The sequence below is a fragment of the Dissulfuribacter thermophilus genome, assembly GCF_001687335.1.
GTDB lineage: Bacteria > Desulfobacterota > Dissulfuribacteria > Dissulfuribacterales > Dissulfuribacteraceae > Dissulfuribacter > Dissulfuribacter thermophilus.
The window spans coordinates 1-19,336 of sequence record NZ_MAGO01000011.1 but is presented as its reverse complement, the minus strand read 5'-3'; the positions used below and the strand labels follow the sequence as shown (position 1 = coordinate 19,336).

Annotated in this window: 16 protein-coding genes, 1 pseudogene and 1 CRISPR repeat array; of the genes and pseudogenes, 4 read left to right on the top strand and 13 right to left on the bottom strand. The window is 40.7% G+C overall.

The genetic code is table 11. The features are described from left to right. The first annotated feature begins 18 nt into the window (after positions 1-18). The 4 genes from DBT_RS09575 (at position 19) to csm6 (ending at position 3,397) form a co-directional block, all read left to right on the top strand. Positions 19-594, top strand: a complete 576-nt coding sequence (locus DBT_RS09575; protein WP_067619775.1) for a hypothetical protein — start codon at positions 19-21, stop codon at positions 592-594. Between the two features lie 145 nt (positions 595-739). Next, positions 740-889: a hypothetical protein gene (locus DBT_RS12130; protein WP_153304063.1), complete on the top strand. Its 150-nt coding sequence runs from the start codon at positions 740-742 to the stop codon at positions 887-889. Positions 890-891: 2 nt separating this feature from the next. After that, a complete protein-coding gene (locus tag DBT_RS09570) occupies positions 892-2,016 on the top strand; it encodes a putative CRISPR-associated protein (RefSeq protein ID WP_067619772.1) in 1,125 nt (374 codons plus the stop codon). 244 nt (positions 2,017-2,260) lie between these two features. Then, positions 2,261-3,397, top strand: coding sequence for a CRISPR-associated ring nuclease Csm6 (gene csm6 / locus DBT_RS09565; protein WP_067619768.1), 1,137 nt, complete (start codon positions 2,261-2,263; stop codon positions 3,395-3,397). Positions 3,398-3,723: 326 nt separating this feature from the next. Further along, a CRISPR array of direct repeats spans positions 3,724-4,830; the repeat unit is 36 nt; unit sequence GTGCTCAACGCCTTGCGGCATCGGAGATCAAATCAG. 723 nt (positions 4,831-5,553) lie between these two features. Here csm6 and cas2 read toward each other — a convergent pair. The 13 genes and pseudogenes from cas2 to DBT_RS09510 all read right to left on the bottom strand — a co-directional run. After that, entirely contained in the window at positions 5,554-5,847 is a 294-nt protein-coding gene (gene cas2 / locus DBT_RS09560) for a CRISPR-associated endonuclease Cas2 (protein ID WP_067619765.1), read from the bottom strand. Between the two features lie 19 nt (positions 5,848-5,866). Beyond that, positions 5,867-7,606 (bottom strand): type I-MYXAN CRISPR-associated endonuclease Cas1, encoded by a 1,740-nt coding sequence (gene cas1 / locus DBT_RS09555; RefSeq protein WP_083186751.1) that lies wholly within the window; start codon positions 7,604-7,606, stop codon positions 5,867-5,869. 11 nt (positions 7,607-7,617) lie between these two features. Beyond that, positions 7,618-8,301 (bottom strand): type I-MYXAN CRISPR-associated protein Cas5/Cmx5/DevS, encoded by a 684-nt coding sequence (gene cas5, locus DBT_RS09550; RefSeq protein ID WP_067619762.1) that lies wholly within the window; start codon positions 8,299-8,301, stop codon positions 7,618-7,620. A gap of 2 nt (positions 8,302-8,303) precedes the next feature. Continuing rightward, positions 8,304-9,242 (bottom strand): type I-B CRISPR-associated protein Cas7/Cst2/DevR, encoded by a 939-nt coding sequence (locus tag DBT_RS09545; RefSeq protein WP_067619760.1) that lies wholly within the window; start codon positions 9,240-9,242, stop codon positions 8,304-8,306. Continuing rightward, complete coding sequence (cmx8, locus tag DBT_RS09540) at positions 9,243-10,931, bottom strand: type I-MYXAN CRISPR-associated protein Cmx8 (RefSeq protein WP_067619757.1); 1,689 nt, start codon at positions 10,929-10,931, stop codon at positions 9,243-9,245. Further along, complete coding sequence (locus tag DBT_RS09535; protein ID WP_067619754.1) at positions 10,928-13,225, bottom strand: CRISPR-associated helicase/endonuclease Cas3; 2,298 nt, start codon at positions 13,223-13,225, stop codon at positions 10,928-10,930. Before DBT_RS09535 ends, cmx8 begins: the two co-directional genes overlap by 4 nt. Further along, positions 13,215-13,817, bottom strand: a complete 603-nt coding sequence (cas6, locus tag DBT_RS09530) for a type I-MYXAN CRISPR-associated protein Cas6/Cmx6 (RefSeq protein ID WP_067619751.1) — start codon at positions 13,815-13,817, stop codon at positions 13,215-13,217. Before cas6 ends, DBT_RS09535 begins: the two co-directional genes overlap by 11 nt. Next, on the bottom strand, positions 13,783-14,196 hold the full coding sequence (locus DBT_RS09525; RefSeq protein WP_141674276.1) for a hypothetical protein: 414 nt from the start codon (positions 14,194-14,196) through the stop codon (positions 13,783-13,785). Before DBT_RS09525 ends, cas6 begins: the two co-directional genes overlap by 35 nt. Then, positions 14,157-14,459, bottom strand: a complete 303-nt coding sequence (locus DBT_RS11985) for a hypothetical protein (protein WP_141674275.1) — start codon at positions 14,457-14,459, stop codon at positions 14,157-14,159. The genes DBT_RS09525 and DBT_RS11985 overlap by 40 nt, the downstream gene beginning before the upstream one ends. A gap of 31 nt (positions 14,460-14,490) precedes the next feature. Beyond that, positions 14,491-15,792, bottom strand: a complete 1,302-nt coding sequence (gene csx2, locus DBT_RS09520; RefSeq protein WP_067619745.1) for a TIGR02221 family CRISPR-associated protein — start codon at positions 15,790-15,792, stop codon at positions 14,491-14,493. Positions 15,793-16,481: 689 nt separating this feature from the next. Further along, positions 16,482-16,586, bottom strand: a pseudogene (locus DBT_RS12540) (IS110 family transposase); the annotation flags it as partial. A gap of 362 nt (positions 16,587-16,948) precedes the next feature. Then, complete coding sequence (locus DBT_RS09515) at positions 16,949-18,421, bottom strand: response regulator (protein ID WP_083186749.1); 1,473 nt, start codon at positions 18,419-18,421, stop codon at positions 16,949-16,951. Positions 18,422-18,440: 19 nt separating this feature from the next. Beyond that, positions 18,441-19,336: sensor histidine kinase (locus DBT_RS09510; RefSeq protein WP_244155348.1), on the bottom strand; the 896-nt coding region annotated here is incomplete at its 5' end.

The window sequence follows — 19,336 nt, the reverse complement described above, 5'->3', positions numbered from 1 at the left end:
AGGAGTACCAGGTTTGAGATGGAGCTGATTGAAGGATTCGATGCCTTCTTTGTCGACGAGGTTGAGGCTGCAGAAAGGCGTTTAAACATAGAATTGAGGCCTCATGCAAAGCTCTATCTCCTTCACCTGTTGAAACGCCTTTCTGAAAATGACGACTTTTTCTATTCAGAGATAGTCCAGGACAGGCCTCTAGGAATCGTGCTCCTTGAGGCCCTTCATAAGAACCTCTTTGAAAAATTGCGGGACCTTAAGGCAGTAGGTGATCTTTCGCTTATATTCTCAGGGCTTTATCCCGAGCATCTTACCAGAAGACTCGTAGACATAGATTACTTCATTGAGATCGGCAAAAAATCCTACTACTTGCTTTCAGAGCTATATAGTCCTTATAAGAGTAAGCAGGAACTTTTTGTGCTCTATTCCCAGCTTGTTGCAGATTTTTTGTATCTTATTGAGATCCTAACAGATATTTCCGGAGAACTTAATTTTATTGACGAATTCGATGTTGGTAAGGCCTTTAAAAGGTGGCAACGGACCAGAATCTCAAAGTATAGAGAGATTTTACGCAGAGAAAACATCATTCCAATAGATGACTAGGGACACTCTCCTATAATGAGAGCTAAGTTCGCGTAATCCTTCCTATGCTGAGGATGTGAACAGGGCCTGTCAATCCCCTAAAACTTTGGCCCTAAAGGGCCAAAAGTGTAATTTCTCGCGAACTTCTAAGGAGGCAGAAACATTTATGCTTCTTAAAAACTTACACCCAGTGGATAATATAGTCACATCCACTCAGGTGGTTTTTCCAGACTCCGCTTTAAAGTTTTTCCCTCCTAGTAAAAGGCCTGGTGCAATGCCAGGCCCAAAGCTTGAAAATCTAAAGGGGTGTTATTAGAGATGACGAATAAAAGGAGTTTTATTCTTACAACGTGTGGGACAAGTCTTTTGACGAATTGCGCTTTGTCTGCCGAGGAAAGATATGTGACGTTAAAGCATGGAAATATAAAAGATTTTGATTCAATAACCGATGAAGAAGACAAAAGGCTCCTAAAGGCACTGGTCAAGAGGGCCAAACAGCGGTTGGCTCAGGCAAAGGATGAGGAGCTCCTTAAGATGAGCGCTGAACTGAATTCTCTCCTACAATATTATGGGGGAAGTATTCCGGAAAAATCAATGGACGTTCACTGCCTTCTCTGCTCAGATACCCTCCTTGGCAGGACTACAGGCAGTGCCCTAAAGGAGTGGCTCGAAGCCAAAGGTCTTGCAGTTATGATGCACGTCCAAAAGGACCTCCAGACAGTGGAGCTTATATCATTTCAATACGCCCTCGCTGAACTTGCCAGATTCGTACACGACCTTGTGCCTGGCTATAGAGACAAGGGCTATTCTATCATCTTTAATCTCACAGGCGGGTTTAAGGGAGTCCAAGGATTCTTGCAGACAGTGGCATCTTTCTACGCTGATGAAGCCCTATACATCTTTCAGACTGGCAAGGAACTTCTCAGAATACCTAGGCTACCTGTAAGGATGGATGGTGAGGGAATAATCCAGGAACATCTAGAGTTTTTCCGAAAGGTCTCAAATGGCCTAGCTGTGGAGCAGGTACCTAATAGTCTTCCTGAGACCATGATTCTCAAGATGGATGGGGAAGTTGCCCTGTCCCCATGGGGAGAACTTTTGTGGAACCAGTGTAAAAAGGCCATTTACAGAAGGGAGGTGCTTTGCCCACCATCAAACCTTGTGAGGTTCGGACACAGATTCTCCCAAAGCATTAAGGGGCTTGGACCAGAGCGAACAGCCATTTTGAATGAGAGGATTGATGACCTTTCAAAATTCATGGAAGAACGAAAAAGGGGAGGGCGCTACAATCCAAGGCGCCTTGATTTCAAGGAGTTAATGGGTAAACCCGTATTGGAGTCCACCCATGAATGTGATGCATGGGCAGACCAGGATGCCAAGAGGCTTTTCTGTCATTTTGAGGGGGAAGTGTTGGTAGTTGATGAGCTTGGGGAACACCTTTAACCCCAAACTCTCATGACGAACGAATTCGTCTCCCCCGTATAAAAGTTTTGAATTTTGAGTTTTGAGTTTTGAGTTGAAGGAAGAGAACTTTGAACCTTGCCCTCCAGCCTCAGGCTATTGTACAGGCAGGGCTTGCTTCTACCTTCTACCTTCTTCCTTCTACCTGTTATTACGGGTATTTTCGGGGTAAATTATTTTTGACCCCTAGTGTAGTGCAATAATTTGGCTTAACTGGAGCTTTTAAATGGCAACTAAAAATATTCTATTGGCAGTAAGTGGGCTAAATCCACAGGTCATTACAGAGGCTCTCTATGCCTTTATAATGGAAGAGAGGCCCATACATGAAATTCACGTGATAACCACACGTTCTGGAAAGGATGCCATTCATGCAGGTCTTTTGGCCTCAGGTACAGGGGCTCTCTATAGGCTTTTAGATGAATATGAGATCTCCAGGGAAATGGTGCATTTTCCTCCTGAAAATATCCATGTCCTAAAAGACAGTCAGGGAAACGAATTAGACGACATCCTAAGCCCTGAACACAACGCCATACTCGTTGAAACCTGTATGAGACTGTCCTGGAAGCTTACAAAAGACCCTGATACCGCAGTATATTTTCTAATAGCAGGTGGCAGGAAGACCATGAGCGCGTGCCTCGCGCTATCTGCTCAATTTTACGGACGCCCTCAAGACAGGATTTATCATGTGTTGGTCTCCCCTGAATTTGAGTCCTCTAGAGAATTTTATTATCCACCACGCATAAATACAAAGATAAGGCTAAAGGATGACAAGGACGAATATTATTTCAAGGACTCAAAATATGCCAAGATCTGGCTAGTTCCAATGCCATTTGTGTCTGTTCGATCATGGCTGTCTGAAAAAGATCTTGAGGGCCCTGAACGGCCGGAAGACCTGCTTATGTCTGTGGTGTGCGATGCACCAGCAAAACTCAGAGTAGATATCTCACGAGGAAAGCTGGCCTATTGCGGAAGAGAGGTGGATTTGAGCCCGGCATTGATTGCAGTATATGCCTTTTTTGCCATGCGCAGAAAAGATTGCAGGTGTTCAAAAGAGGAGGACGTCTGTGAATACTGTTTTCCCACTCTTTCTGAAGTGGAAAAAGATGAATGCAGGCACTTAATCTGTGGATTTTTTGAAACAGCAGCCCAAAACTCTCCAACTCTTCCCAGAAGATCCCTGTCTGAGGGTGGAATCCAAAGCATCGAAATCGAGAATCTCAGACAATACCGAACAAAGATAAATGCCAAGATTGATTCTTATTTTGGCCACATTGCCCACTGTCTTCGTATAGAGTCAGTTGGTCGTCGAGGAGAAAAGAGATATGGAATACGATTTTTGCCGCAACTAATCGAAATTGAATGATTCGATTTATTCAAATGGCATCCATGTAAACACCCTAAAAGCTCCTGCAGGACTTCGGGCCTTTTTGCCTCCAAATGGCGGCTTCGTCCAAATAGTTTTTTAGGGGAGCACGACCCTATTGGCCTCATACTGTTCTGTGTCTTATCTTGCAGTTTTTTGAGTTCGAAACATGGATAAGGTACAAGATTGCGTCTAGGGTGCACCTTAGAGGCCTCTATAATTATTTATTGTCTAACTAAGTGAGGATTTTTAAGTCCCCTAAACTGGGGAAATTAAAATGACCTTAACAGTGAGGTAACGATGGATGACATTGTAGATGTCAACGCGTGATCAACGCCTTGCGGCATCGGAGATCAAATCAGTCCTCCTTTTAATTAAACCGCCAGCGCATAACCAAGTGCTCAACGCCTTGCGGCATCGGAGATCAAATCAGGCAGACCAGCTCTGGTAAGAGCATTGTTTGAAATGTGCTCAACGCCTTGCGGCATCGGAGATCAAATCAGGGATACCCCCAAGAAAAAGTGTAGTCAATTGTAGTGTGCTCAACGCCTTGCGGCATCGGAGATCAAATCAGCACCAGTTGAAGCATCTGTCCATCCTGTTATATCAGGTGCTCAACGCCTTGCGGCATCGGAGATCAAATCAGGGCGTTGTTAAGGCTAGTGTAAGGAACACCATCAACGTGCTCAACGCCTTGCGGCATCGGAGATCAAATCAGCTCTTGTGTACGTTGTGGCCGCTGGCCCTACTTCGTGCTCAACGCCTTGCGGCATCGGAGATCAAATCAGATGACGGGACCTTCGTGGACCTCTGGGGCGATAAGTGCTCAACGCCTTGCGGCATCGGCGATCAAATCAGTAGTGCAAGAACGGATAATGACTTTTGGTATCACGTGCTCAACGCCTTGCGGCATCGGAGATCAAATCAGGCCACTATCTTTCCTGGCGGACTCAATCTGCTCTGAGTGCTCAACGCCTTGCGGCATCGGAGATCAAATCAGACTGTACGGGATAGGCTACGGTCTAGGAGATCATGCAAGTGCTCAACGCCTTGCGGCATCGGAGATCAAATCAGACATAGTGGTTCTTATCTATAGGAGCCACGCCCGGTGCTCAACGCCTTGCGGCATCGGAGATCAAATCAGTTACCAAAGGTGGCGATTTTATATTCCTCTTTGGCTTGTGCTCAACGCCTTGCGGCATCGGAGATCAAATCAGTGCGTAAGGGTTGTTCTGGAGAGAACCAGAAGCAAGTGCTCAACGCCTTGCGGCATCGGAGATCAAATCAGTCAGGGGTGGGGAATAGCTGTCACCATCCAAGTTTCGCGTGCTCAACGCCTTGCGGCATCGGAGATCAAATCAGAGGATTCAGTATACAGGATTCAGCAGGATTAGTACGTGCTCAACGCCTTGCGGCATCGGAGATCAAATCAGCCTATCTCTTATAATATTGCAGTTTTCTATTGTCTGGTGAAATTTTTCAAGCACCTTTATCAACATTATCTTTTTACCTAGAATATGATAAAGCACATCAGCCTTCTTCTATTTAATTTATTGAAATAATATATTTTTTTAATTTCAAGTACCTATATCGTTAATGATATATTTAAACTATCTAGTCTTACTAGCTTTTTTTTATTTACCGTTAGTTATGTATTCAAAAAAAAGACACATCCTTGATAAAAAAATAGTTTTCTCATTGTTTGCATGATTCTTGCTGCTCAACCTGCATAGGCCCCCGTGTTTAGGTATTAGGTGGCTCAGAGCTGGAAAATTTTTCAGCCTTGCCAGCGGCAAGGCAAAACTTTATTGAGTCGGTATGGAGGGAGGTAGCCATCCCCTATTATAAATTCTTAATAGCCAATATTTTAAATTAATTTAATTTATAATTAAATATTTTATTATAGTGCGTAACGGCTCTAAGATTCTTTATAATCTTAGAGAGCATCATGGGTATTTTTATTCACAATTATAATTAATTTTCTCCTAAAAGAGAAAACATTATTTATTTTCTTGCTCAAAAGAATTAACTGCACTATCTTGAAGAAGTTTTATAATAATATATTTAACAAACTCCATTTATCATACTCAGTTATATAAAACTTGATTTGACACACTACGAAAAAAACTGATTAGAATCTTAACTATAAAGTCCCTTTAAAATACTTCGAAAGAAGGTACATCTTGCTTCCATTTAGCCCCATCTCTGCTGTCAATAATCCTTTTGGCACAGGTTGGACACAATTTCACAATCATTAAATCATCTTCTACATCCATTATGCTAGTTAGTTGCCATCGCAACTTTTCCAGTTGTTTCTTGGTCATTCGTATCCTAAAAATAGAATATTGTAGATGTTCGCCATATCCTTTGATTATTTTAAAAACTTTTGCCCAGCGTTTTTGATCTCTTATGTCATAACAAAATAGGTACCAGTGCTTATCTGTATTCATAAATTATCCTAAACCATTTTTATCTAAGCCTAAGTCTGGCAAACAAACCAGGACTGCCTGTCCATTCTTTTTCCAGCAATCTTGCTTCAAGTTCTATTGTGCGAGCATAACTTAAAGAATATTTTAAAACAGGGTGTTTCCATTTTTCCTTTTTGCGATTTTCATACAAAATAATAGCTTTTTTTCGCCCTTCTTTATTTAACCATACCTGCTTACCTGTAATTTCAAAGTCCTGTTTACGCCATTGCTTGCGGTTGACAGAAGCTATAAGTGGCATGTCCCACATTATCACTCTAAATAATTCCATCAAATCCAGAGCCAGAGGATAGGCAGTAGAACGTGGGGTATGGAAAAAACCAAAACAGGGATCAAGCCCTACGGCCTGAATAGCAGCTACACAATCTTTATAAAGCAACGCATAACCAAAAGACAGTAAAGCATTAAATGGGTCTCTAGGTGGGCGCCGATTACGGCCATCAAAATACAAAAAGCTATCTTTTTCTAAATTTAATATACAGGCTAGTGCCTTAAAATATTCTCTCCCCGCTCTGCCTTCGTGCCCTCGCATTTCCCCAGTTAATTTATCATATTCTACAATATCTCCATCATCAGCTTTACTTAGGGTTTTTTCTATTCTAGCTATAGCCTTTATTTCGTGGCGAATAGCATTTATAGTTGCCTCTAATGTTTTCTTGTTTTGTACTGGTGTAGAACGTTTTGCCCTTGCCAGCCGCAAAATATATTTTAACTGGTTTTCTACTTTGGCCTGACAAAGCCTGGCAATAAGCAGCGTTGTAAAAAAAGGCTTACAAAACGCATCATATTGACGATGATGCCGCTGAACAAAACCAGCACCCCTTTGCAAGGCCGCGACATAATGTCCACCATAGGACAACCAATGAATTCCTATTTCATTAGCTGCACAAAAATGAATGGTCTGAGTTGATATTTGAACATTTCCATGTAAAACTAGAGAAGAAATATGAGCAGTGCTAATTGCTTTTTTTTCGCCATCCGGCAAATGTATGATTATTTGATAACCATCTTTGCTAATGAAAGCCCCCTGTTCAAGTATGTGAATTACCCTACGTTCATCTTCAGCAGGAAACAATCTGACTGGTTTTTCTTTTCCCTCTGCTGCAAAATGTTCTTCCTCTGGTAAACACACTGGCGCAAGAGAACAGGTGCGACAGAGATTTTCTGGTACATTAACAGGAGGTCTTTGAAGACATGAACGCAGTTCTCTGGCTCTCTTTACTGCTTTCAAAATTTCATTTTTTGCCTTATTTAGATCGAATGGAATTACAATGGTTTTGTTATCCGCATGATAACGAATACGTAGCTCTTTTACCGGACGATTAAAATGTTCTGAAACAAGAAGACCATAAGTTGTTGTTTGAAGATAATCACTGGGCCAGGCTTGATTGCCTTTGTTTGAACGGCCTTTTTTATGCTCGTAAATGATAAGTTCTCCGGCATTTGTGCAAATATAGTCAACTTTGCCACGGATACCGAGTTCCTGGCTGGCAAGCTCTAAGGTATATTTTTTGCTTCCTTTGTCCAGTCCTTCATGCAGTCTGCGGCCAGCATATATATTGGCATCTGCCACTCTTATTTCTTCCACTTCTTCCAGATAAAAAAGCCGCTCACAATAAGCTAATGCATGCAGAGCCATCACTCGAATGAGCGGATTATCTCTCGTTTTTTCTGCCAGAAAGTGGGAGTTGAAAAAGCCTTCGTTTGTTATGTTGATAGACATGACAATTTACTTTAATATTTAACAGTTACCCAGGCCTTTTGCGGTATATCTTTTACAGGCCTTTTTGTTGGCACAAACAGAGCTGACCTAGTTTTACTCATTTGGGCCCTGTCAATGGTAATGGTTAATCTGGTGATGTACTCATTATACTCAATTTCATTGTCTGCCTTTATAGGAATATACCAGTGGGCAGGTTCTGGTTCTGTTATTACCTCCAACCTGTCTATTAAAAAATTATTGTCTCCCAAAAAAGGCAGCCCGTATTTTCTCCGAATTTTCCCTTGAAGACCACTTTGTATTTTTTCTTCTAGTTTATGATTATCTTTTAACGCTATCAACGCCTTGATATTGGATAAAAAAGCCCTCCGGGCAGGAACGATATTATATTTGCCTCCTTTAGTTATATCCTTTCGTTTTTTCCCAGTATTACCTACAGGATAATTGTGAATTTGCTGATATAGACTATGTGCCTTAGGAAATTTAAGGGCTGCCAGAGCAATAGAACATTCAGGCAACCCGGTATCAATTTTTGTCATTACAGATTTGCCGTCATCATAACGCATCTCTATGCCTGCCACATTCAATAGCAACCCATAAGCAGCAGAAGGAGTAATAAAACTTGCAGTTGGTCTAAAGCTTCCAGCAGTAAAAGTGCGAAAAGAGGCAAAAGGAGCCTGTAATTTTAAAATAAGCATAATTATTCTCCTGATGCGAACATTTTTTCTGCAACAATATCAATCAATTTTTGAGGATTTCTTTCAAGAGTGGCTCCTTTTTCTTTGAGAGAATTTAGTTGTGGTTCATCCATATCTTTGACAATTTTACCCCCAAAATAAAATTCAGAACCAGGATAATCATTCTGTAAAATACCTTCTATAACTTCTGGAAACAGATGTTTGCCATCTTTGATTTCAAAACCATAGGTTGAGTAACCAGCCACTAACAAATTAGTTAAACGAATGATTATACTTGCAGGCGCCATTTCAAAATAACTGCGCGCATGATTGCCTGCTACCCCATTTAACTGGCCAATGGCTTTGAGCAAGATCTTTGTCCAATCCTTTTTTTGTTCACACTCATTTAAGTTCAGAGCAAAAGGGTATTGAAAGGGAGTATATGTGACTTCCCTATGCAGAAGCTGTGAATTTTCTGCATTTTTATATGATTTTATTTCGTTTGGAGTTACATCCTGGGGAGACTGGGTAAAAATAGAGTCATAACGATATGGCTCAAGCGCAACAGCCAGATTCATCCGTAAAATGGAATCTCTTTTAAAAGAAAACGCTTCTGGATTGCGTCCTCTCTCTTTTAATTCTTTTAAGATCTTTTTTCTGTCTTTGCTTCCAGCAGCAATAAGCCAACCCATAAAAAAATCATCTGCGAATCTATCGGGATCAGGATAATCCTGAAATTTCACCGCTAGTTGTTCTTCATCATTTAATCTCTCTCGATTGCAGGGAAGACCAAGTTCTCTCAATGTGTCTCTTAAGGCGTTTCTTATAGCTTCTGGAGAAATAATAGGATATTCAAACCTGCCCTGGGTTATTTTTTGAAGTACACTTCTATTTTCAGCAGATTCGCCACGATAGTTTGCACTTGGGGCAGCATATGTTAATATAGTGCCAAAGATGTTCATTTAATCTTCCTCCTTGTGTTGGTTATTCTTAGCTAAATAAGATGCAGCAGAAATTGCCAGCAGAGATAAGGATTTTACCTTTTCCCATCCCCCCTGCACCAGGGCATCAGAAAGGAGAAGATATTCTTTTTGAGGCAAGAATTGTGGCACAGCACAAATAGTGCCGGTAAAATATTCTACAAAATCCTCTTCCTTTCGCCCACGCATAGCCAAAAAGGCATCCATACTCACCTTTTCAATGGCGTCCCTGTATTCTTTTTGTTCAAAGGGATAAATAGTCTGGTCTTTTTTATCAGTTATAGTAGATAATCCAGATTTGTTTAATGCCTTAAGCAAAATGTAATGCCTGACCATTCTGTAAATAATTTTTGCCAGAAACATTTCTTTACTTTCTTCATGCACCTCTTTGACCTCCTTTATTTTTAAATATTCTATTATTTGTTTAAATATTTTATTACAGTTAATTCCAAAAAAATTGAAATTTGACTGTTCAGGAGTTTTTCCATTTTTCCAGATAAATATTTCAGCAGGAAACTTATTGATATATTTTTCGCTACCTGAATACCATGGATTTTGTGCAAGAATATTTTGTAAATAAAATCTTTTAAAAATAGGATTCATATTTGACTGTCGCATGCGTTCATATTCTTCAAAAACTCTTCTATCAGGGATTATTCTTGATGCTCCCAGCATACGCACTTTCTTGTTCTGTTTTTGCATATGGTAAACTTCCAGACCAGAAATTGAGTCAAAGAACCCACCCATTTTACAGCTTTTATTAATCACAAGAAAATGCAAGTATTCTAAAGCACTTTCCTCAAAAAGATTAACTTTTCCTGAGGCTGGTGTATAATTTTGTTGTTCAACTGGTAAATCGGAGAGCATCGCAATTATATCTTCCTTGAATACATCAATCGCAGAAGGTTCAGGTATGACTATAGCATAGCCAAGGTCATTCCAGTGAACGTTAATTTTTCTTTCCTGATTTTTTTTGATTTCCACGAATTGCACTTCAAAAACAAGGCTGACAATATACCAGAAGTGAAGCAAAAAGTTTTCCTGTGGGAGTCCCTTAAAGGGCACCAACTCTGCATTTTTTTCCTGTGCGCCAATAAATACAGAACCAGCAAAACTTTCCTCTTTCTGTTTTTTGGCTTTCATGGCTTTGTTTAAAGAGCCCCAAACCTTTGAAGCTTCAGGAGAGGGGTTACCTTTTGCCCTTTCTATATAAACTCCACGGGTTTTTGGCTGGGCACGCAAGACATTCCGGAGCATCTGTCTCCATAAGGTTAACCAATTCTCACAACCAGCTGGATAAAATGTTGTAAAAAAACTGCCTTTGGCCTGAAATTCGTCGTAAATAAAATATTTGACCTTTTTTTTCTTGCCGTTTTCTATAATTTCCTCCTCTTCAATTCTTTTTGGCTTTTTATCTTTCCATTTACTTTTTGATTTTACCTCCACAAATTCAGCATCATACAGATCATCAAACAACACCTGCATACTTTCTCTGGTAAAAGAAATAATCACACTCGATGAAGTCATCTCTTCTACTTTTGGAAGTGGAGACATTTTTCGTCTTTGCATAGATTCAATTAAAACCAGAAGACCTGCTAATCCTGCCTTATGTTGGGCAGTTGGCAACTCAAACAAATTATAAGTTAAAGTAATTTTGTCTTCTTTTTTCATATAATTATCTCCCAAGGCGTTTTAGCCAAACCGAATCGTGGATGATAGTAGTCTGCGGAAACAATTAAAGGAAATCCCCCTATTTTTGAGGAGTGCCTTACAGGAATATTCCTGGGTACAGGTACAATAAGTCCATCAAAAGGTTGTTTTTTATTTTTTAAGTCAAAAAACCTTTCAATATCGCTATCCAGTATGGCCTGAACAAATTGGTTATTATACTCTGCAATGTCACGCGTCTTTGCCCAGGGTCCATCTCCCAAAAAGGCATTGTATTTCTCTATTTCTATCATATTGGCAGTCAAAGCTTCCAGAAGATGTTCCAGTTCCAGTTGGTTTAATTTTCTCTGATTTATCTTTTTCACAAATTCTCTTACGCCTTGCAGGTCATCTTCTTTATAAGGTGCGTTAGCCTGTGAAAAATATAAGTAAATTTCACCACAATCATGCTTTAAATGTCGATTGCATCTTCCCATTCTTTGAATAAGGCTGGTAATAGGTGCGGTTTCGGTAATTAGAACGTGGGCATCCAGATCAAGACTCATTTCACACACTTGAGTGGTTATAGCCAGCACTGGTTTATCGTTTTTAAAGTTTTCAACTACTTCTTGGTGAATTTTGAGCCTATCTTCCAGTTTAAAACGGCTATGATAGCACAAAATATTTGTATAAGTATTTAGATCTTGAGATAGTTGTTGGCAGCGATCCACAGTATTGACCACCCAGAGTACCTTTTTGCCCTGTTCCAAAGCATCTAATGCTATATCTTTTGCCCTTTCTTTATCTTCAATGAGGTTTGCCTGATAACGGGGTATCTTTATCTTTTTGGCTAGGTCATCTAACTTTTCAGGATCATCAGGAAAAATTTTAAGGCCACACTCTTCTAATTTCTCGCGCCTGGAAGGTGTTATTGTGGCACTCATGCACAATACTGGCAGATCAAATTCCTCTAAAAATCTTTTTAAGGCTGAAAACAAGGAATTATCTAGGCTATGAACTTCGTCTACAACTACTATGCTATCTACTAATAAAGGCAAAAGGCAAATAGAACGATAAGAATACTGCATAACTCCTAAAAATTGATGGATTGTCGCGCTAAAAATACGCCTTTGCCAGTAAGCAAGGGCAAATAATCTGTCTTCGAGTTCAAAGTCAGTCTGATTGCGCTCATCAAAATTATCAAACATGTTTTGCAAATCAAAACGAGCAGAAGAATGAAGCAGGATTCCTTCAGGGGCCCAGGAGACATAGTCTCGAAAACCTTCACTAGCCGTTGCCCTGGTGGGATAAAGAAACATCACCCTGGCTGAGGGTTTTCTCTTTAACTGGGCTCTTATCCATCTCCAGGCAGCCATAGTTTTACCACTGCCACAGGCTGAAACAAGAACTGCCCTTTGTGGTAAACAATCGGCAAGAAGCTGAAAATCTTGCCACTTAAATGGCTTATGAGTTTTTTCTTCTATCTCTTTTTTTCTGGGATTTATAATCTTTGAAGTGATGGTTTTATCTGTAAGCAATTCATTTTCATCAAAGGCCTTTTTCAACCAGGAGAACAAATCTTTATTCTCCCTCCTAAGGCCAGATCCTGCACTGTCAGCTACAATCAAAGCTGTTTTTACAGCCAGTAAAAGTCTTCGAAATATTTTATCTTTTTTACATTTGCGATTTATCTTAATGAAAACTTTTTCTAATTTTTTTTTGTATTCATATTCTCCTTTTTCTAAATCCCAATTTTCAGGCAATGATAGACCGGTTACAGGAGGCAAATCTGTCTTTTGGGCTAGATAATTTATAATTTCTAAAATTTGTTTGACATAAATATTAAATACAAGAAAAGCTTGCCCTTTTTCTCCAGTAAGTAAATTTTGGTTGCGTGGTTCAAGTTTTAAATGATGGCAGGCTATTGCACTGATAATAATGTTGAAATCAGCGTGTTTCTTGTTTTCAACCCACTCTTTTATTTCAGGACATAACAGAAGCGTTGCACTTAATTGCTCATGGCGTATTTTTTGAGCCTCCTTTTTTTTTTCTATCATTTGCTGAAAACCGCTATTAGCTTTACCAAGGTCATGTAAAATACAGGCTAATTGAGAATTTATTTGGAAAATGGGATAATACTTTTTATCAAGACGGAAAAATTCTAACCATCTCTTCGCCAGCCTAGTAGGAAAATTGGCAGTTCCAAAAAGATTTATAAAAGCTTCTACCACTGCTTTTGTATGCCCCAAAAGCGTTGCCTGCTCCGGGGGATTATCAGGATCAGGGCAGCTTTTAGCCAGCAGGTATTTAAATTGCATTTTTGGGCCTCCACGGTTCAAAAAAACCACAGCCCATTTTGCGTCTGCCTCCCAGACCATGTTCTTGCAAAACAATGGATTCCTCAGCAGTTAATTCTGAAATAAGTAAAGAATATCCAACCACCTGTTTCCCATGCACTTTAAAAGTGCGTCTTTTACCAAGCTTGAATTTCCCTCTTACGTTCAGTCCCTTCATTTGCCTTACAATTTCCTGTTTAAATCTTTCCTCATTATGACCGTTTTTTGTGGTTACCAAATGGGCATAAAGTGCAGTTGCAGGGATAAGAGGCTTGGTTAGAGGGACACCTATATCCACTCTGTGTCCTGAAATATCCAGGCTTTTCCCTGAGAGTGATAAATATTCTGGAATAAGCGAACTTGGCATTCTGAGCACTAATTCTGATATTGGTTTGATGGAAAGAAGACCATTGCCCACGTACCGGCCCCTAATAAATCTTAAGCCAACACGTGTTTCTGAATGAAAATGAGGTAATATTTTACTTATGCTGCCAAATAGGGCAAATCCATGATCAACTGGCAATGTGTCTCCTTTGACTTTATAACAAAGATTGATTGTGTGTTCTGAATCCATTGTTCATCTCCATGAAATTTTTTTGTTCCACGCCTTCCACAAATACCCTCTTATTTTTTTGAAGAAGATCTGATTTGCTGATCTCTTTGGATATGCTCCAAGGCTTAACAGCGTGTTTTCTTATTGGATATGAAAGGTTGACGAGATATAGGGCCTTTTCTATCTTACTTTTAGATTTCTCAGGAAACTCCACATAAAGAGTTGCTGTCTTTGTGCAATTTATTGCGGGAGACGCCTTTATAACTGAACCTTGCCCTTTTTGGGGTGTTATTGGCCAATAGCCCAGGTTAGGGAGAGAGCCGATGCCCTGACGCTTTATCACCTCTGGATGGTGAACTGTCAAATCTTGTCCAAAGATGCCAAAGATACGTATCGCCATCTCTTCAACCTTAAACTGAAACGGCTTTTCATTGCCCATTGTTTTTTATTGCCGCTGCCATCTTCATACTTAAGCCAAGAATGACTAAAGAGTCTTCCCTCCTGTTCCGTTAGTTCGTTAACAATTTCTACAGAGTTGCTATTGGACTTTAAAAGTTCAGGGGCCTTTACCACTCTCCACCATTGGCGAAAAAGGGTCTTGTGAAAGGCATCGCCAATAAAGGCAGGCGTATTGAATTGAGCTTTGAGTTGATATCGGATCATTTTTCTCTCCGTTACCTAACCAGTTATGTTTTTAGGTTTCTTTTGCACTGCAAAACCGCTTCAAATTTTTTTCCAGACACTTTTTAAGTTTTTCAGGCGTCAATGAGTCATCTCTTTGTCCAGCATGGTTGATATCATTTCTAGGTTTATTGAGACTGCTGAAACACTTTTCAATCTCAGGATTTGAATCGAACCACTGGATCAAGGCTTCTACGGTTTCTGGTTCATCTGAAGATGGTTTCAGCCAATCTTTTTTAGGAATATCTTGCTTTTTTATGTTCAATGCCTGTGTAACCAGTGTTCGTTTTGTTTGGTCATGAAAGTCTCCAATATGCGCTGACCTGATTACGTAACTCACCAAGGTTTCAAGAAAAATGGTTATTCCCTGCTGTATAAGCCCGTGATTAATGCACCATCTTGTTGCGGTTATGCCATCTAGTATTTCATCTCCGGAAAAATCCCTTATCTTTTCTTCTATTTTTTCCAAAAGCGGTTGAAGTGGCTTTATCTTCTGCTGGCCCTTCGCCTTTTCATATGCCTTTTTAAGGGCAAGGGACTTTTGTGGAATCTCCCGGCTTCTACATGTTGCAATGGAATCAGAAAGATCCTTCATTGCCTTGACAAATAGCCTGATAGCAGCCGCATCTGCGTCTTTTCCCTTGGTTTGTGCCAGAATCGGTTTTACCGAATCTATTGCAATTTTATTTAGAAGGGATGCGTCCCCAGTTTCTACAAACCTGTCTATTGCGATGGACCAATCAAGGAGTTCGTCAAATGCAATCAGATCGAATACAGGTACATTTCTGTCTTCCCTGGACATGTTTTTCACTTTAAAGGCTGGGCCAAGTGCCTCCATAGCGCCATATGCAATGGCCTTAACACTGATATGCTTCATGACCTTGGCGTAATTCAAGACAACCAATGAAAGTAATGGTAGAGAACGAAATGCATGTGTGATGTCAAGATAGAGTTGATCGTCTTCATCGATAACATCATAAATAATTTGAAATAGACGCCAAATTTCTTCGGTATCCTTGCCCAGAGGGATATTTATCTGTTTTATTTGAGCCTTGAGTTGTAAATCTTTTAAGGCACTTGAAAGTCCCTTATTGTCATTGTAGTTGTTGTCTTCTCCATCTTGCCAATTTTTGTAAAATGCTTCCTCTGTGGTGAAAATGACTATTTCATCATCTTTGTCCCAGTCCGAGCAGAACCAGCTGACTGTAGCCTCTTGAATGAAACGGATATCTCTCTTTGTAGGGAAACCTTCTAAGAAGTAATTACAGGTGATGTACTGATTTGTCCCCAAAAAGCTAAGGTATTTTCTATTCATTTCTAACCCCTTTTCTTACTCAGTTCAGAAAAGGCCTGCTTGAACCGATTTCCTGGCTCTTCCCTTAGGGGGCAAGACCAATAGGTTGGAAGCTTCGCACAGGAAATTACCAGACCCACCTCTTGCTTCTAAGACAATTAGATATCTTTTTATCGAGAAAAATCAATATGAATATCTCTTAAAGTCTGAAACCATGTGATCAAAGAAAAGGACCCTAGATGTAGGAAATATACAGAAGCAATTCGAATCTATAATATAGTTCATATCAGATTTTTATCTATTGCCATGAAAGAATATTGTCATTTTTCAGTATTTTTCTTGCCATTTTAAGAAAATCCTTTTATTTTTCCCTATGTCGGCTGTTCAGAGGCTGTTTTAGTGGTGGTTACTGGTTTTTCTTTGTGATTTCAGTAAGTTGAATCTGATATTAAGATTCTAATATTTAGCATAGATAGGAAATACGGAAATTGAATAGTAAATTCAAAAAGTTATTCTTTTTCAGAGACCTAAAAATAGCCAATTTTTAGGGCCAATTTTCTGAAAATTGGGAGATGGGCAAAAATGGCCTTGCAACATCCTGAAATTATGGAACTATAAAAGGTAAGAGTCTGAATGACTGGACCCGTTTGAGGGGATTGAGACTTTTGACCGTGATCTCGGTCACGACCTCACATAAAAGCGCCTAAATGACCAGTGAATCGACCACTATCTCTATTGAATTGGGGGATACATGTTAGAGCTGCTATCTCTTTACGGTTAAGTGTCCCAAGTTCCGGCAGAAAAGCTCCTAATGATGTTTACATTACAGATTTAGGTACGCTGATGGAATATTGTCCTGCTCTTTAAAACTGGCTACTTTTTCAATCAAGGTTAAAATATCTCGATCTATGGTTATGTGTACGCTCATTTATGGGCCTAAATATTTTTCAATCTGCTACTTCATTGAATCGTTTTATATTTATCACCATTTCCAGGATCAATGCTAAAATTATTCATATGCTGGATGACTTCATAAGAAACTAGATTCATTACTTATTTCATGAAATAAGGCAATGTTTTAAATTTATCTGTGCTATCTGTAGAGGTTGAATCTTTTGAAAGGAATCCCTAGAATGCGAGAACAACGTGGAATCTGATTGACATGAATAATGTGATATCAGCCAAGACTGAAACCTTTCTCAAATAGTGCCAGGCTGGCATCTACCACATCAGGATCATAGAGGATACCTTTGTTCCGGGAGATCTCCTCAAGAGCCTTCTCTATACCAAGAGCAGGCCGGTAGGGACGGTGAGAAGCCATGGCCTCGATCACGTCGGCAACTGCTATGATCCTGGCCTCCAGGAGGATATCATCACCTGAAAGTCTGGCCGGGTAACCGGAGCCATCTAGCCTTTCGTGGTGTTGAAGCACGATCTCGGCAATGGGCCAGCGAAATTCTATGTTTTTTATTATCTCATATCCTACCTGGCAGTGGGTCTTGATAAGACTGAATTCTATCTCGGTTATTCGGCCGGGTTTGACCAGGATCTCCGCAGGCACCGATATTTTCCCTATGTCGTGAATGACGGCAGATGTGTAGATTTCCTCAACCTTCTCATTCCCAAGGCCCATTTCTTCTGCGATTGCACGGGAAATCTTGGCTACCCGCCGCTGGTGGCCGGCGGTATATGGGTCTCTGGTCTCAACAGTTAAAGCCATGGCGTGGATGACTCCATCCATAATTTTTCGCAGTTCTTCCAGACTCTTTTTGAGTTCTTTGTTGATCCGTTTTTGGTCCGTGATATCTCTCAAGAAGGCCAATATGGAAGAAGTACCGTCTTTGTTTTTGATGAGACTGGCGTTGATATCCACGTAGATCGTCTCTCCGCCCTTGGATAGGACACGTGCTTCATAATTTTCAGGGCACCTTTCTCCGGCGAGCCTCTTTTTCATGGTTCCCAGGACTAGATTTCGGTCCTCCGGATGGACCAGATTGATTACCTGGAGATCTTTGAGTTCATTCCGCGAATAACCGGTGACTTCGAAGAACTTTGAATTGGCGAAACTGATATGCCCGGATTCTTCGATAACCACCACGCCATCATTGGCATTCTCGATCAGTTTTTTGTATAGTTCCTCAGATGCCTTTAAGGCCTTATTCGCCTTTTCCAGTTCAAGCATCTTGTCTTCTAGTTTTTTTACCAGCCGTTCATTGTACTCCTTGAGAAAAACGGACTCTTCCTTCACCAGCGAAGAGGTGGTGGAAGCCTCCGCGGAGCGCCCTTTTTCTGCGAACAGTTCTCTTATTGTCTCGATAAAGACCTCTGGTTCAGTCGGTTTTATGATGTATCTGTCGGCTCCTAGGCTTAACCCGAACTCTTTGTCCTTGCTATCCGTATAGGCGGCGGTATAAAAGACAAATGGGATCTTTTTGAGTCTGTCGTCCTTTTTTATTTCCCGGCAGAGCTGGAAGCCGTCCATACGCGGCATTAGGATGTCGGAAATAATCATATCGAAATCATCCTGTCTGGCCTTTTCCAGGGCCTTTTTGCCGTCGTCGGCCGTTTCTACTTCAAAACCTGATCCACGGAGAAGTGACTCCAGCATATAGAGATTGTCCTTGTTGTCATCTACAATAAGGATCTTCATTATCTTGCTCCTTTCTAATTCATTTCCTATTTTCAATAGGTATGGTAAAGGTGAACTTGGAACCTTTACCGTATTCGCTTTCGGCCCAGATCTCTCCCCCCAGCAAGGTTACCAACTTTTTGCAGAGAAAAAGTCCCAGGCCACTACCTTCAAATTTTCGCCGTATGCCAGCATCGACCTGATGAAAGGGCTCAAAGATGTGGTCTATATCCTCTTTCTTGATCCCAATGCCTGTGTCCGCAACACCTATTTCTAGGCTAGAGTCGTCAAACCTGCAGGTAATCCTGATTTCACCTTCATCGGTGAATTTCACAGCGTTATTGACAAGGTTCAGGAGGATCTGAAAGATCCTTTTCGGATCGCTGGAGACCTCCGGGATTTCTTCCGGAATATCCTTGATGAGCCGCAGACCCTTTTGAGATATTGCCTGGGATAGGGTTCCTTCAACCTGCCGGACAATATCCTTGATATCTATTTTGTCCACCACGATCTCCATTTTTCCTGATTCTATCCGAGAGACATCCAGGATGTCGTTTATCAGCATCAAAAGATGCTTTGCCGATCTGTAGACTACGGTAAGCTGTTTTTTTTGATCTTCATTGATCTTGCCGGACATGCCCTTTAGGATCATGCCAACAAAGCCGATTATGGAGTTGAGCGGGGTCCTGAGTTCGTGGCTCATTGTGGCGATGAATTCGGATTTGAGACGGTCCAACTCCTTGAGTCTGGCATTGGCCTCAGTCAGTTCCCTGGTTCGCTCTGCAACCTTGAGCTCCAGTTCGTCTCTGGCTCTGCGTACCTCTGCCTCTGCCTGCCGGCGTTTTTCCTCTTCTTCAATGGCGTGCAGGGCAAAGCCGACATCAGAGCCGATCTCCTGCAACAGATCCATCTCTTCGTCGCTCAATACTTCCCCAT